This window comes from Streptomyces sp. NPDC018833, from assembly GCF_044390825.1.
Taxonomy (GTDB): Bacteria; Actinomycetota; Actinomycetes; order Streptomycetales; family Streptomycetaceae; genus Streptomyces.
Map to the genome: position 1 here is coordinate 73,864 of NZ_JBIRZM010000004.1, position 13,296 is coordinate 87,159.

Consider the following 13,296-nt stretch of genomic DNA (forward strand, 5'->3'; position numbering starts at 1 on the left):
CGTGCCTCGTGGGCGCCGCTGGCCTGCTCTACTCCTCGGTCATCAGCTGCAGCAGGTCGCGCAGGTCGCGGCGCTGGTCTTCGTTGAGTGCGGCGAGCGGGTCGCGGGCGAAGCGCAGGCGGCTGCGCAGATCCTGGGCCGCTGCCTTCCCGGCGTCTGTGGTGGCGAGAAGCTTGATTCGCCGGTCGTTGGGTTCGGGCCGGCGTTCCACCAGGCCCCGGTTCTGCAGGCGGTCCACGATGCCGGTGAGGTTGGACGGTTCAGCTCCCAGTCGTTCGGCGACGCGACGCATGGGCAGCGGGGCCTCATCCAGGGCGATCAGTGCCTTCACCTGCTGAGGGGTGAGGCCGTGGTGAGCCGCGGCGGCCTCGTACTCGCGGGTGTAGCGGTCGGTGACCTTCGCGAAAAGGTGGATCACCTCGGAGGTCAGGGGGTCGTCTGCCGTCATTGCTCCAGACTACGAAAAGTTATTCGAGCTGACAAAGGTTGACTACCATAATTATGTCGCATAACTTTATGGCGTGCGGCTCCGGCTGCACACCCGCCTCCATCCGCCACAGCAAGGAGCCACCACATGAAGCAGCGCACCCTGGGCATCGACGGACCGTCGGTCTCCGCCGTCGGACTCGGCCTGATGGGCATGTCCGAGTTCTACGGAGCCACCGACGACACCCAGTCCATCGCCACCATCCACCGCGCCCTCGACCTGGGCGTGAACCTTTTGGACACTGCCGACGTCTACGGCGCCGGCCACAACGAAACCCTGCTGGGCCGCGCCCTCGTGGGCCGACGGCGGGAGGAAGCCGTCGTGGCCACCAAGTTCGGCTCCCGCCTGCACGAGGGCACCTTCACCGTCGACTCCACCCCGCGGTACGCCAAGAAGGCCGTCGATGCCTCCCTCACCCGGCTGGGCCTGGACCACATCGACCTGTACTACCTCCACCGGCGTGATCCCGCCGTTCCGATCGAAGACACCGTCGGCGCCCTGGCCGAACTCGTCGCGGCAGGCAAGATCCGCCACATCGGACTCTCCGAGGTGAACGCCGACACCCTGCGCCGGGCACACGCCGTTCACCCCATCACTGCACTCCAGAGCGAATACTCCTTGTGGGAACGCGGCTTGGAGACCGAGATACTCCCGACCACCCGCGAGCTCGGGATCACCCTCGTCCCCTACTCACCGGTCGGCCGCGGCTTCCTGTCCGGCGCGATCGAGGACACCTCTTCACTCGCCGCAGACGACTACCGCCGCTTCGACCCCCGCTTCCAGGGCGACAACCTGCGCCACAACCTCCACCTGGCCGACCAGGTCCGCACCTTCGCGGCAGAGACCGGCCTCACGCCGACGCAGCTGGCCCTCGCGTGGCTCCTCCACCAGGGCGACGACATCGTCCCCATTCCCGGGACCAAGCGCATCAGTTACCTGGAAGAGAACAGCGCGGCCGCCGACGCCCGTCTCGACGCCGACCACCTCGCCGCTCTGGACGCAGCTCTCCCTCCCGGCGCCGCCGCCGGGCCGCGCTACCCCGATCAGCTCATGGACCGCGTCAACAACTGACTCCAGCCCTCCGGTCCGTCGGCTGCGCCCACCACCCAAGCCCTCAGTGGGGGGTGGGCCCGGGGGTCGCTGGTCTCGGCCTACTCCACGATCGCGATCGGGAACGGCGCACCGTCGGGACGGGGGATGTCCGCGTCCGACAGGGTCGCCCCCTGCTTCCAGGCGCGCCCCTTCGCCCGTGGCCGCATCCCGCAGCGGGCTGAACCGGATGCCGATGCGCTGCCGAGCGGTTTGAAGTCCGGCAGGCGGGCAGACGGATTCATGCAGGATTTATGCGTAGAGAAGGGGCGTGCCATGGGCATCATCAGCTGGATTCTGCTGGGGCTGTTCGCCGGCATCATCGCGAAGTTCCTGATGCCGGGCCGCGACCCCGGTGGCTGCATCGTCACGCCACTCATCGGCATCGCTGGGGGGCTTCTGGGCGGATGGCTCGGCAAGGTTATTTTCGGAGTCGAATCCATTGACGGCTTCTTCGAGCTCTCTACGTGGATCGCCGCCATTGTCGGCTCCCTCATCCTCCTGGGCATCTACAGGCTTGTAGTCCGCGCCAAGGATTGAGTAAACGGAGGTCGAGGGCGGCCGGACTGCGGGGTGTGGCGCGGCGGTGTCGCCACGCACGAGCCCCGACGGCAACAACACAAGCTCGAGGGCCGACGGAAGACCTTTCCGACTTCCGCCAGCCCTCGCGTACCGCTCGCGCCAGGCTCTCGTTTGCCGACGGCCTTGCCGGTGGTCTCCTTCAGTTTGCCCTCGGTGGTCTTCGTGACGTTCTTGATCTTCCTGCCTGCGCCCGCTCTTCTCACCTCCGCGTCTCCTGAGGGGCGTTGGGCTCAGGGTACCGATCCGACGCCGACCTGATATGACGGAGAACACGCCACTACCGAAAAATCGGTGGCTCCGAGGTTTGGAATCGGGTGGGTGGCGCAGACGGATTTATGCGTGGGTGCGCGTCGATAAGAGGCGCTCCATGGGTTTCATCGGCTGGATTCTTATGGGCCTGCCTGCCCGGCGGAATCATCATGAAGGTCCTGATACCGGGTCCGGACCCCGAGTAGATGATCCTGGGTGGCTCGGCAAGGTCACTTCTTTTGGCTGTCTGTCGTCTGATGGCCGACAGGAGGCACGCGTGATGTTCGCCTCGAGGCGGCGCGGACGTAAGAGGCGCAGGCGTCGGGCCCTCGCTCGCTGGAAGCCTCGATCCGTCCGCCGCCGCATGTTCGTGGGATTCGCGGCGTGGGGGGTGCGACTGACGCTGTGGGGCATGGGACTGGCGCTACGGCGTTTGCTGCGCGCCGCGTTTCGTGCCTAGTGGCGCCCGAGGTTCTTGATGGTGAGGGACTGATCGCGCCCATGGTCGTCAGGGGGCGAAGCGACCAATACGGGCGAGGCCAGGCCGGCGGGACCCGTCAGGCATGGTCCCGCCGGCCGCTGGTCAACCTCGGTCCTCAGGGCTGGTGATCTCACGGTGGGCCTGTTCGGGTCGGCCGCGACAATAGACAGCCGCCGCACGGTCCTCAGAACGTGCCCTTGCCCTTCTCCTTGGCCCGCCGCGCTTCGCCCCGGGCTTCCAGGGCGGCGCCCTTGGCTGCCAGGGTCTCCTTACCTATCGAATGGGCGGCCTTTTTCACAGCCTTGCCGGCAACTCGTTCGATCTCAGCCTTGGCTTTCTCTCCAGCACTCATGTCGGGTCCTTTCACGGTCCAGCCGTCTTTGCGTATGTCCGCGTAGCGGGCTCGCAAACGATGCGGACGGCTGGTTCTCGGTCGTCTCACCGTCGTGAGGACGGCACGAGGCGCAGCAGTGCGTGCAAGACGGCGTCGACGCCGTCATGGGCCGGTTCATCGAGGGTCGCGTGGGTGAGCACGCGGGCCAAAGCTCGCAGCAGCGGGGGCGAGGCCATGACGCGGGGGTGGAGGATCGGCCGGAAGCCGGTCTGTGAAAAGCAACGGCCGGAGCCCCCGCACAGTGGGCTCCTCACAGTGCCCCTGACCTGCGATCTTTCTCTCACCTGCAAAAACGCCCGGTGGCTTCGGCCCGCATCTTCGCTCATCCGGCCTAATCTCCCCGCATCCTCGCTCACCCGTGTTCCCGCGGGAACACACTCCGGGACACGCGAGACTCGCAGGCGCCCTTGCAGGGCGGCGCCGTACGTCCGATGCACTGGAGATCGGTACCCGCCAAGTTGTCCTGCGGTGCACGGTCACGCACCGGGCTCACCTTGCGCACCTTCACACGCCAATAGGGAGGACCCGGGAGGAAGGGGTTTCGAGTCGGCGCGCCGTGGTCATGAAGCACCCATGACAAGGTCATATGACCCGTGGAGCTGGGAGTGGCGGCGGCTCCGCTGTCTCGCAGGCTGTGGTGAACCCGTGAAGCGCGCCGTGCATGCGTGGGTGGAGTTGTACGGGACACAGTCGGGCAGTTGGCTCTCTGCGACCCGCATTGACGCAGGGCACGGACTCGCCGACCCTCTTCCGCCACCTCCCGATGAACGGCTGTACATGCTCGGAGCCGCGCACCGGGCGTGCCTGGACCCAGCGGTCGAGTTGCTTCGACAGGGAGTCGCTATTTTCGATCATCCTCTTCAGGAGGCGTTCGTCGACGTACCTCCTCATGGCCAAGCACCCGCGAATTGGCTACCAGCGCAGCGCGGCCGGTGCCCCTTCTGCCAGGACTTGGAGCCGAACCCCACCAAGGAGGACATCTACCCGCAGTGGCTGATCCGGGAGCTGCGCCGACTCGGCGTGAGGAACGGTTCGCCAGATCCACGACAGCGGAAGATCGAATGGCCAACCACTCCGGTCTGCCAGCAGTGCAACAACAACTGGATGTCTGTTCTCGAGAACGACGTCTCTTCGATCTTGCTGCCCATGTTCTTCAGCACGCGTCTCGTGAGTGAGCAAGAGCAGGTGACGCTGGCTCTGTGGGCAGCCATGAAGGCGGTGCTATTCGACTCCGCTGGCGAGGCCGTCATACCTCACGGGTTCGGTCAGAGCCTGGAGCTCTTCCGTCATCCGCACCCCGGTATGCACGTATGGATCGCCGCATACCACGACAGCAACCCGCTATCCCTAGTGGTTCGGCCTATCTACGCAGCCCAGGAGGTGGAAGGGGGCAGTGATCAGCTCGATGGATGGTGCGCCACGTTCTCCGTGCTGCGGGTCGCCTTTCAGGTGTTCATCCCGTTCGCGGAAGGAGACCTCGCTCCGCTCCCGGACTTCCACGGCTCCGTGGTCAAGCTCTGGCCCCCGTCAGGCGAGGTTCTGGACTGGCCGCCGGCGTACTACTTCGACAGCAAGTCCATAAACGGCCTCGCGGCACGGATCAACGACAACCGAGAGGTCATTCAAATGGAGGTCACCCTCACCGAGGCTGTTCGGGAACCCGGACCGCCTGGCCCCGCGCCTACCCCGTAGGCCGGGACCAGGCGGCTCCGGGTCTTCAGCGCAGGGCTTCGAGCACCCGAGCCCGCAGGGTCGCGTTCTCGATCGTGTCCGCGTAGCGCCAAGCCGCGGCCGTGACCTCCTCTTCCTGGAGCTCGACCACGTCGGTGTGGGTCCGGAAGAGGTAGCGGAAGTCGAAGTGGTGGTGACTCGGCTCGTCCTTGGCCGGGTTGGCGGGGATGTGGTGGGCATCGATGTGCAGGGGACGATGGCCGACGGGGACCACCACCGAGGCCGGGATGCCGGTCTCCTCGGTCAGCTCGCGCTGGGCGGCTTCGAGGAGAGTGCCGTCCTGGGGCTCCAGGTGGCCTCCGGGGAGGAGCCAGTGACCCAGCGCGCGGTGCTTGATCAGGAGGACGCGGCCAGCGGGTTCAATGAGGATCGCTCCGGCAGTGAGGTGGCCTTCGAAGGTCTTGCGGCTGGTGACGTCGTGACCGGCGTCGAGGAGCTCGCCGATGGGTGCGAGGCGCCACTTCTCGTCAGGGTGGGCGTCAAGGTACTCGTCGAGCGTCTCGCGGATGCGGGCGGGCTTGATGGGCAAGGCGTCTCCTCAGTGGTGGAAGTGGTCGAGCCACGTCGCGGCGATGGCGGCGCGGTCGGTGGGGCTGATCTCGTGCATGCCGGGCTCCAGGCTGCCGCGGGCAAGGACGGCGGAAGCGGCGAGTATCTCGGCCTGGACGAGGAAGATGAACGGGCCCACGCTGGCACCGTGCAGGAAGTTGACGGCATTGCCGCCGTTGAGCAGGTCGAAGTGGTGGTTGGCGGTCAGATAGCGGGTGACGTGCTCGCCGACATGGACGCGCTGGTATATGGGCGGCAGCCCGGCCAGGTCGAGCTCGTCCTCACTGCTGGTCACCGTGGCGACGTAGGCGCCGGCACGCAGTCGCGGGAAGTCCTGGCCCCGGAGTGCCAGGGAGCCGGTGGCGCACAGAACGAGTCCGGCCTCGGCGAGGCTGGCATCGCGGTCGGAGGTCACCACGAAATCCTGTGAGAGTGCCTGCGTGCGCTTGACGGGGTCGATGTCGTGGACGGTGACCTGTACGCCCTTGCCGTGGAGCAGGCGGGCGATGCTGGAGCCGAGCTTGCCGAAGCCGATGACGAGGGTGGAGCGGCCGATCAGAATGTCGCCACGGGACCGCATGAGGGCCTCGGTCGAGAAGACGATCGACTGTCCGACGAGGTAGTCCTCGGGGTCCTTCAGCGGCGAGCGGGCCACAGAGACGACCGGGCAGGGCAGCTTGCCGAGTTCGGCGTACCGGCGATGACCGTTCTCCGTGTCCTCGACGACGCCGAGGACTTGGCCGGAGAAGCGGTCGCAGAGCGCGCCGAGCGTGTGGGCGAAGTAGCCGCCGACATCGAGCAGGACGACCGGCCGGCCTGCGGCCCGTGCCTCCATGAAGCCGAGGGCCCGGTCGGGGTCGGCGAACAGCTCACGGGACAGTTCGGCGCAGCCGTACCCGTCGTCCTCGATCTGGCGCAGGGCGTGCGGGTCGACCGACTTCGGCTTGGGCAGGACGGTCCGCAGGTCGGTGACGGCGCCCACGCCGCGCACGAAAGCCGGCCGCTCGGGCAGCACGTGCGTGATCAGGACCGAGGCAGGGCGCTCAGCGGGCGTGAAGCGGCTGGCGATGCGCTCGAAGTAGGTGTCGAGACGGGCGCCTTCCAGGGTGTCCATGGCGGTGTCTCCTCCGGTACGGCGGTGAGGTGGCGCAAGGGGTCGGTTTGCTGTGGTTCCAGGGCGCGGCGGAGGGCAGCGGGGTCGGTGAGCGTCTCGTCGTCGGGCAGCTCGCACCATCCGCCGGTGTGCCCATCCGAGCAGTCCGGATCCGGGGCCACGAGCCAGGATCCGACGCCTAGAACGTGCACAGGCAGGTCCAGCCAGAGGCTGGCGCTCCCCGTGGGTACGGCGAAGTACAGGCGCTGGCTCAGGCGGTCGTACAGCACTGGGCCGATTTCCTCCTCGGCGGCCCGGAGCCGGGCGAGTGCGAGGAAGCCGGTCTCTGCCGGTACCCGCACCACGTCCCAGTCCTGGCCGAGAGGAAGGAGGCGGAGATCGGGGAGCTTCTCGACGTGGGCCGCGCCCCTCAGAGCGTCGCGGAATGACATCAGACCCCTCCCCGTTGCCGGACGACCGGCCGTGCCTCGGCGGGGCGCTCCCTCCCCAGTCGGGGGCTGCTTCCGCGGACGACGATCAATGAGGCCCCGGCCTCCTTGATGCGGCGCTCGCGCTCGGCGGCGAGCCCCTTGGGCCCCAAGTGGCTGCGCGAAGGCGCGACCACGCCGTACGTGCCGGCCAGGGCGAGGACGTCGAGGAGGCCGACAAAGGCCGGGGCAAGCGGGTTCGTGGTCGCCTCGCGCTCGGTGAAGACGCCGCGCAGCGTCAACTCGTGCTGGAGGCAGTATTCGGCGAGGGAGTCGACCAGGGCCGTGTGGCGGGCCGCCGAGCCAGTCGTATGGCGCAGGTAGCCGTAGACGTGGACCTCACCGACCTCGCGGTGTTCCGTGATGCGTTCCATGCACTGAGCGTCCCGGCGATTGAACGGCCTCGAAATGACCGCCTGTTGTACTTCCGTTGCACTTCCCGCCCGTCACATGCGCTCGGCGTGCTTCGATACGCGGCGGAGGGAGGTAGCCCATGGTCAGCGTGCAGCAATGGACCGGCCGAGAGGCCAAAGCTCTGCGCTCGGCACTCCGGATGAGCACCCGCGCCTTTGCGGAACACCTGGGCGTGGCGCTGCGCACCGTGGCCAAGTGGGAGAAGCACGGTGCGGATACCCACCCGCGCCCCGACACGCAGTCCATCCTCGACACCGCTCTCGCCCGCGCCGACGAGGCTGCGCACGCGCGCTTCGAGGAGGCGTTGCATGGCCGGCGGATCGCCCCGTCCGTAGATCATGAGGCATGGACGGAGGACATCGACCGCGCCATCGTCTGCCTCAGCCACCAGCGGTTCACCTTCGCCTCGGACCTGCTGAGCAGGTGGCTCAGCCGCCACGAGCCACTCGGTCTCGACGACAAGGGCGCGTACCTCTACGGCCGCTCTCTCGTCCTCCTCGGAGACTTACAGCGCGACCAGGGCGCCATCCTCGGCCCGCTCTCCGCGCGCCACTCCTACCTACGCGCGCACCGCGTGTTCCACGACCTGGCCATCCCCCGGCGCACGGCACAGATCGAGCTCTCCCTCGCCGTGGTCACGGAGATGGCCGGGCAGCTCGAAGCCTCGGCCCGCCAGTACGAACAATTGGCCAGCGACGACCGCCTCAGCCACCGCGACCGGGCCCGCGCCCGTCTCTGGGTGGGCACAGCACTCAGCAAGCACGGCAACAACGAGTACGCCACCAAGGTCATGCGCTCCGCGATCAGGGACTTCGAGGAGCTGGGCGAGCCCGAGGACTGGGCCGTTGCCCACCAAAAGCTCGCCCTCGCGCATCGCGGGGCCGGTGAACTCGGCCAGGCGCTGCACTACATCGACATCGCCCGCTCGACCGGATCCGTCGACTCCCCCATGCAACACGTTCGGCTGGACACCGCGTACTCGCACATCCTTCTGTCCGACCCGGCCACCCGCGATGATGGGTTGACCGTCCTCGACGACGCGGCGCGCATGGCCTCCCAGCACGGCCTGAGCCATCAGCTCCGCAGCATCGAGGGAATCCGGCGGTCGTACGACGACCCGCGGACCCTCGTGTCGAGGTGAAGGCAGCGATGATCGAGGGAGTCCCCCGTGCCGGACCGCGCAGAGCGCACCATCACCGACGAGCAGTGGAACGACGCCGTGCTGATCTGGCGCTATCACCAGATGGGCCACGAGGTACGCCCCTGCTCGGCGGCCATCGGCCTGGGCAGCCATGACCTCGGTGTCGCCACGGCCACCGCCGACCTCTACGACGCTGGCCTGTTTCCCGTCATCGTCTTCAGCGGCGGGAACAGCCCGACCACCGCGGCCCGCTTCCCGCGCGGCGAGGCAGTCCACTACCGCGAACACGCCCTCGACCTGGGCGTGCCCGACGAGGCGATCTTGCTGGAGACCGAGGCCGGGAACACCGGACAGAACATCACCCTGTCCCGTGAGGTGTTGCGCGAGGCCGGCGTGGAGGTGGAGTCGCTGCTCCTGATCTCCAAGCCGTACATGGAGCGCCGCTCGTACGCCACGTGCCGCAAGCTCTGCCCAGAAGTCGAGGTCGTCTGTGCCTCCGAGCCGCTGGAGTTCGACGACTACATCAAGTCCATCGGCGACGAGAAGCTCGTCGTAGACATGCTCGTGGGCGACCTGCAACGGGTGATCGAGTACCCGGCGCTCGGCTTCGCCGTCGAGCAGGACGTACCAGGGGATGTCCATGACGCGTACGAGCGCCTCCTGCGCGCCGGTTTCGACAGCAGACTCATCAGCTCCTGACACCGACACCGCCCCTCCGGGGGCGGTGTGCTCGATCCACCAGCCGAACTTCTTCCCACGGCTGTCCACACTGGCCAAGCTGTTTGCATCGGACGTGTGGATCGTCCTGGACGACGTCCAGGACGCCCGCCGGGACTACCAGCACCGCGCCCGCCTGGCCTGTCTCGCAGACCCTGGCGACAGGCGGTGGCTGTCCGTGGCCACCCACCTGCCGCAAGGCCGCAGCACCCTGATCCGCGATGCGTGGCTTGCCGATCCCGAACGCTCCGGACGGCGGGTCCAGCAGCTCACCCACCAGTTGTACGGGCGAAGCGCGAACTGGCCCGCCGTGAAGGCGGTCGTGGACCGTGCGCTGGAGGAGTTCAACTCCACGAAACGGACGGCTGCTGTCGCCGAGGCATCGACGTTGGCGCTTCTGGCGGCCGTGGGGTGGTCCGGGACGGTCGTCCGCAGCAGTGCACTGACCGCTCGCACCGGCCGATCCACACGCCTCGCGGACCTCACCGCAGCAGCGCACTGCAGGACGTACCTGTGCGGCCGCGGCGGCATGCGCTACGTCGAGCACCGTGCCTTCTCGGACGTCGACTTGGCCGTCGTGCCCTTCCTGCCGCCGGAGAGGTCGGGGCCGCCGTGGGAGCATGCGCAATCCATCAGCGCCCTGTGGGCCTTGGCAGCGGTGGGCGCTCGTGGAGTGCGCCAAGAGTTGCAGGACGCCGCTTCCCGCGCGCGTGGGGCGTAGCGACCGGTCGCGGAAGCAGGCTCACCTTGGCCAAGACCTTTGAGCCGGTGTTCCCACGTGTTCAGGAGATTCAGCCAAGATCCGACTCTTTTCGCAGGTCAGGGCCTGTAAAAGGGGGACGGCCGGAGCCCCCGCACAGTGGGCTCCGGCCGTCGGTCCAGGTGACGTACTACAGGGCCAGGCCCGTGAGGACCAGCACTCGCTCGTACGTGTAGTCGTCCATCGCGAAGGCCACGCCCTCACGGCCGACGCCGGACTGCTTGGCGCCGCCGTACGGCATCTGGTCGGCACGGTAGGACGGGACGTCGCCGACGATCACGCCGCCGACCTCCAGGGCGCGGTGGGCGCGGAAGGCGGTCTGCAGGTCGTGCGTGAACACACCCGCCTGGAGGCCGTACTTGGAGTCGTTGACGGCCGCGAACGCCTCGTCCTCGCCGTCGACCTTCGTCACGGTCAGGACCGGGCCGAAGACCTCCTCGCAGGCGAGGTTGACATCGGCGGGGACGTCGGTGAGGACGGTGGGCGCGTAGGTGGCACCGTCGCGCTTGCCGCCGGCCAGCAGCTTGGCACCGCCTTGGACGGCCTCGTCGACCCAGTACTCCACCCGCTTGGCGGCGTCCTCGCTGACGAGCGGGCCGACGTCGGTCGCCGGGTCGGACGGGTCGCCGGTGACCTGGGCCTCGACCGCCGCGACGATCTTCGGCAGCAGCCGGTCGTAGACGGTCGCGTCGGCGATCACGCGCTGCACGGAGATGCAGGACTGGCCGCCCTGGTAGTTGGAGAAGGTGGCGATACGGGTCGCCGCCCAGTCCAGGTCCTGCTCGCTCGCGAAGTCCGCGAGGACCACCGCCGCGCCGTTGCCGCCCAGCTCCAGGGTGCAGTGCTTGCGCGGGACCGAGTCCATGATCGCGTAGCCGACCTTGTCGGAGCCGGTGAAGGAGATGACCGGCAGGCGCTCGTCCTTCACCAGGGTGGGCATCTGCTCGTTCGGGACAGTCAGCACCGACCAGGAACCGGCGGGCAAGTCGGTCTCGGCGAGCAGCTCACCGAGGATCAGCCCGGACAGCGGGGTCGCCGGGGCGGGCTTGAGGATGATCGGCGCACCGACCGCGATCGCCGGGGCGATCTTGTGGGCGCACAGGTTGAGCGGGAAGTTGAACGGCGCGATACCGAGGACGACGCCCTTGGGGAAGCGGCGGGTCAGCGCGAGACGGCCCTGGCCGCCCGCGTCGGTGTCCAGACGCTGGACCTCGCCGCCGTTGAAGCGGCGGGCTTCCTCGGCGGCGAACCGGAAGACGGACACGGCGCGACCGACCTCGCCGCGCGCCCACTTGATCGGCTTGCCGTTCTCGGCGGAGATCAGCTGGGCGATCTCCTCCGTGCGCTCCACCAGGCGCCTGGAGACGTGGTCCAGAGCGGCGGCGCGCACATGGGCCGGGGTCGCGGCGAACTCGTCGATCACGGCGTGCGCCGCGGCGACGGCCTCCTCGACCTGCGCCTCGGTGGGCACGGAGACCCGGCCGACGAGCCGGCCGTCCCAGGGGGAGGTGACGTCGAAGGCGGCCTCGCCGGTGGCCTGGCGGCCGGCGAGCCAGAAGGCGTGGGTGGAGGTCATGTCCCGGCCCTTCCGAAGTAGATGGGGGTTGGTCTGTGCCCACCGTAGGACCGGCGGCCCACGGATGTGTTTGTCCGGCGTGTAGTGGTGGCCGGGCAGTCTGCGACGCTTTGGCGAGAGGGCGGGGTGGACGGGCCGGTCAGCGCCGTCTCTCGGTGCTGACGATGAGGCAGACACCCGCCACGACGACCGCACCGCCCACGGCGATCGGCCAGGACAGCCGCTCGTCGAGGACGAGTGCGCCCAGCAGCACGGCGACGACCGGGTTCACGTACGCGTAGGTCGCGACGAGGGACAGCGGAGCGGAGTGCAGCAGCCAGGCGTACGCGGTGAACGCGAGCAGCGAACCGAAGACGACGAGGTAGGCGAAGGCGGTCCAGGACCGAGCGGAGACGTCCTCCAGGCGGAAGCCGTGCTGCTCGCCGCGGAGGAGGGCGACGGCCGCACAGCCGAGGCCGCCCGCGACCATCTCGTAGGCGCTGGCCGCGAAGGGGTTGGCGGGCATCGGGATACGGGACGACGAGAAGGAGCCCACCGCCCAAAGAACGGTCGCCACGATCACCGTGAGGACGCCGCCGATCCGCACGTCGCCGCTGAGACCGGGCAGGGTCAGCACGGCGAGTCCGGCGAGACCCAGCAGGACGCCGAGGTAGGCGTCGGGGCCGGGACGTTCGCCGAAGGACCTGCGCAGGACGACCACCCAGGCGGGAACGACGGCGATCATCAGAGCGGTCAGGCCGGACGGGACGGAGGTCTCGGCGAGGACGACGAGACCGTTTCCGCCGAGGAGCAGCAGCAGGCCGACGAGAGCGGCGGAGCCGAGCTGGGCGCGGGTGACCTTGAGCGCCGAGGGCCCGTAGCGCCAGGCGACGAGCGCGCCGAGGACGACGCCGGCGACGACGAACCGGGCGCCCGCGGACAGGAAGGGCGGCATGGTCTCGACGACGACGCGGATACCGAGATACGTGGACCCCCAGACGACGTACACGATGGCGAGGGCTGCCCATACGGCCCCGCTGATGCGCCGCCTTCCGCCCCCACCGGGCACGACACCCTCGAAGGTCGCGTCCTCGCCGGCAACCCGTGCGCCCATCGGTGCTCCTCGCCTCCACGGCGACGCACCCCACGACGTGTGCCGGGGCGCGCCATCACAAGCGAGGAAGATAAGAAGTCACGGGGTGAACTGCAACGATTCTGCCCGGGATCGGGCAGGGAAGCGGGAAATTCTTCGCCGTAGGCGAGGTTTTCGGGTGACGTGGCCGGAACGCCGCGTCGCCGGCGCCGCAGGCGACTCCGTCTGACTCGGGACGGTGGCTACGGTCGCGGCACGGGCCGCGCACGGCGTCCGGCGGGGCCGCGCCACGACCGGGCGGCGGGACGGTGGACCGCTTCGTGCCGGTCGGGCGGCAGGCCGGTTGGACCGCTTCGTGCCGGTCGGGCCGCAGGCCGGTTGGACCGCTTCATGCCGGTCGGGCCGCAGGCCGGCTGCACCGCTTCATGCCGGTCCGGCCACGAGCCGGCTGCACCGCTTCATGCCAGCCGGGC

General features: G+C 68.7%; 15 protein-coding genes. 6 read left to right on the top strand and 9 right to left on the bottom strand.

What is annotated here, in order from left to right; genetic code table 11:
• Positions 1–28: 28 nt before the first annotated feature.
• Entirely contained in the window at positions 29–448 is a 420-nt protein-coding gene (locus ACH5AF_RS10085) for a MarR family winged helix-turn-helix transcriptional regulator (RefSeq protein ID WP_398901090.1), read from the bottom strand.
• Positions 449–574: 126 nt separating this feature from the next.
• On the opposite strand from ACH5AF_RS10085, the gene ACH5AF_RS10090 reads away from it, so the two are divergent.
• Together ACH5AF_RS10090 and ACH5AF_RS10095 are read left to right on the top strand one after the other, a co-directional pair.
• Positions 575–1,558: an aldo/keto reductase gene (locus tag ACH5AF_RS10090; protein ID WP_398901091.1), complete on the top strand. Its 984-nt coding sequence runs from the start codon at positions 575–577 to the stop codon at positions 1,556–1,558.
• A gap of 294 nt (positions 1,559–1,852) precedes the next feature.
• Positions 1,853–2,116, top strand: a complete 264-nt coding sequence (locus tag ACH5AF_RS10095; RefSeq protein ID WP_398901451.1) for a GlsB/YeaQ/YmgE family stress response membrane protein — start codon at positions 1,853–1,855, stop codon at positions 2,114–2,116.
• Positions 2,117–3,072: 956 nt separating this feature from the next.
• On the opposite strand, the gene ACH5AF_RS10100 is transcribed toward ACH5AF_RS10095, so the two are convergent.
• Entirely contained in the window at positions 3,073–3,240 is a 168-nt protein-coding gene (locus ACH5AF_RS10100) for a hypothetical protein (protein ID WP_398901092.1), read from the bottom strand.
• A gap of 86 nt (positions 3,241–3,326) precedes the next feature.
• Entirely contained in the window at positions 3,327–3,458 is a 132-nt protein-coding gene (locus ACH5AF_RS10105; protein ID WP_398901093.1) for a hypothetical protein, read from the bottom strand.
• 469 nt (positions 3,459–3,927) lie between these two features.
• On the opposite strand from ACH5AF_RS10105, the gene ACH5AF_RS10110 reads away from it, so the two are divergent.
• Positions 3,928–4,974 (top strand): hypothetical protein, encoded by a 1,047-nt coding sequence (locus ACH5AF_RS10110; RefSeq protein ID WP_398901094.1) that lies wholly within the window; start codon positions 3,928–3,930, stop codon positions 4,972–4,974.
• Between the two features lie 25 nt (positions 4,975–4,999).
• Here ACH5AF_RS10110 and ACH5AF_RS10115 read toward each other — a convergent pair whose 3' ends face one another.
• Genes ACH5AF_RS10115 through ACH5AF_RS10130 form a run of 4 tightly spaced genes read right to left on the bottom strand, consistent with a single transcriptional unit; the run spans position 5,000 to position 7,517 of the window.
• Positions 5,000–5,542, bottom strand: coding sequence for an NUDIX hydrolase (locus ACH5AF_RS10115; protein WP_398901095.1), 543 nt, complete (start codon positions 5,540–5,542; stop codon positions 5,000–5,002).
• Between the two features lie 9 nt (positions 5,543–5,551).
• Positions 5,552–6,676 carry an adenosylhomocysteinase gene (locus ACH5AF_RS10120; RefSeq protein ID WP_398901096.1) on the bottom strand — a complete coding sequence of 375 codons (1,125 nt, stop codon included), beginning with the start codon at positions 6,674–6,676 and terminating at the stop codon, positions 5,552–5,554.
• Positions 6,586–7,107 carry a hypothetical protein gene (locus ACH5AF_RS10125; RefSeq protein WP_398901097.1) on the bottom strand — a complete coding sequence of 174 codons (522 nt, stop codon included), beginning with the start codon at positions 7,105–7,107 and terminating at the stop codon, positions 6,586–6,588. Before ACH5AF_RS10125 ends, ACH5AF_RS10120 begins: the two co-directional genes overlap by 91 nt.
• On the bottom strand, positions 7,107–7,517 hold the full coding sequence (locus ACH5AF_RS10130) for a hypothetical protein (RefSeq protein ID WP_398901098.1): 411 nt from the start codon (positions 7,515–7,517) through the stop codon (positions 7,107–7,109). The genes ACH5AF_RS10125 and ACH5AF_RS10130 overlap by 1 nt, the downstream gene beginning before the upstream one ends.
• Before the next feature lie 119 nt (positions 7,518–7,636).
• Here ACH5AF_RS10130 and ACH5AF_RS10135 point away from each other — a divergent pair, with 119 nt between their 5' ends.
• The 3 genes from ACH5AF_RS10135 to ACH5AF_RS10145 are packed head-to-tail and all read left to right on the top strand — an operon-like array spanning position 7,637 to position 10,136.
• A complete protein-coding gene (locus tag ACH5AF_RS10135) occupies positions 7,637–8,698 on the top strand; it encodes a helix-turn-helix domain-containing protein (RefSeq protein WP_398901099.1) in 1,062 nt (353 codons plus the stop codon).
• A 27-nt stretch (positions 8,699–8,725) separates the two neighbouring features.
• The gene (locus ACH5AF_RS10140; RefSeq protein WP_398901101.1) at positions 8,726–9,397 is read left to right on the top strand and encodes a YdcF family protein; all 672 of its coding nucleotides are present in this window, start codon (positions 8,726–8,728) and stop codon (positions 9,395–9,397) included.
• Positions 9,339–10,136 (top strand): WbqC family protein, encoded by a 798-nt coding sequence (locus tag ACH5AF_RS10145; RefSeq protein ID WP_398901102.1) that lies wholly within the window; start codon positions 9,339–9,341, stop codon positions 10,134–10,136. Before ACH5AF_RS10140 ends, ACH5AF_RS10145 begins: the two co-directional genes overlap by 59 nt.
• A 169-nt stretch (positions 10,137–10,305) precedes the next feature.
• Here ACH5AF_RS10145 and ACH5AF_RS10150 read toward each other — a convergent pair whose 3' ends face one another.
• On the bottom strand, positions 10,306–11,751 hold the full coding sequence (locus ACH5AF_RS10150) for an aldehyde dehydrogenase family protein (RefSeq protein WP_398901103.1): 1,446 nt from the start codon (positions 11,749–11,751) through the stop codon (positions 10,306–10,308).
• Between the two features lie 139 nt (positions 11,752–11,890).
• Positions 11,891–12,844, bottom strand: coding sequence for an EamA family transporter (locus tag ACH5AF_RS10155; RefSeq protein WP_398901104.1), 954 nt, complete (start codon positions 12,842–12,844; stop codon positions 11,891–11,893).
• Positions 12,845–13,296: the final 452 nt, after the last annotated feature.

Coding starts and splice junctions, on each gene's coding strand:
- ACH5AF_RS10155 (WP_398901104.1), bottom strand. CDS start 12,844: ATGGGCGCACGGGTTGCCGGCGAGGACGCGACCTTCGAGGGTGTCGTG.
- ACH5AF_RS10125 (WP_398901097.1), bottom strand. CDS start 7,107: ATGTCATTCCGCGACGCTCTGAGGGGCGCGGCCCACGTCGAGAAGCTC.
- ACH5AF_RS10130 (WP_398901098.1), bottom strand. CDS start 7,517: ATGGAACGCATCACGGAACACCGCGAGGTCGGTGAGGTCCACGTCTAC.
- ACH5AF_RS10120 (WP_398901096.1), bottom strand. CDS start 6,676: ATGGACACCCTGGAAGGCGCCCGTCTCGACACCTACTTCGAGCGCATC.
- ACH5AF_RS10095 (WP_398901451.1), top strand. CDS start 1,853: ATGGGCATCATCAGCTGGATTCTGCTGGGGCTGTTCGCCGGCATCATC.
- ACH5AF_RS10090 (WP_398901091.1), top strand. CDS start 575: ATGAAGCAGCGCACCCTGGGCATCGACGGACCGTCGGTCTCCGCCGTC.
- ACH5AF_RS10135 (WP_398901099.1), top strand. CDS start 7,637: ATGGTCAGCGTGCAGCAATGGACCGGCCGAGAGGCCAAAGCTCTGCGC.
- ACH5AF_RS10085 (WP_398901090.1), bottom strand. CDS start 448: ATGACGGCAGACGACCCCCTGACCTCCGAGGTGATCCACCTTTTCGCG.
- ACH5AF_RS10150 (WP_398901103.1), bottom strand. CDS start 11,751: ATGACCTCCACCCACGCCTTCTGGCTCGCCGGCCGCCAGGCCACCGGC.
- ACH5AF_RS10105 (WP_398901093.1), bottom strand. CDS start 3,458: ATGGCCTCGCCCCCGCTGCTGCGAGCTTTGGCCCGCGTGCTCACCCAC.
- ACH5AF_RS10145 (WP_398901102.1), top strand. CDS start 9,339: ATGACGCGTACGAGCGCCTCCTGCGCGCCGGTTTCGACAGCAGACTCA.
- ACH5AF_RS10100 (WP_398901092.1), bottom strand. CDS start 3,240: ATGAGTGCTGGAGAGAAAGCCAAGGCTGAGATCGAACGAGTTGCCGGC.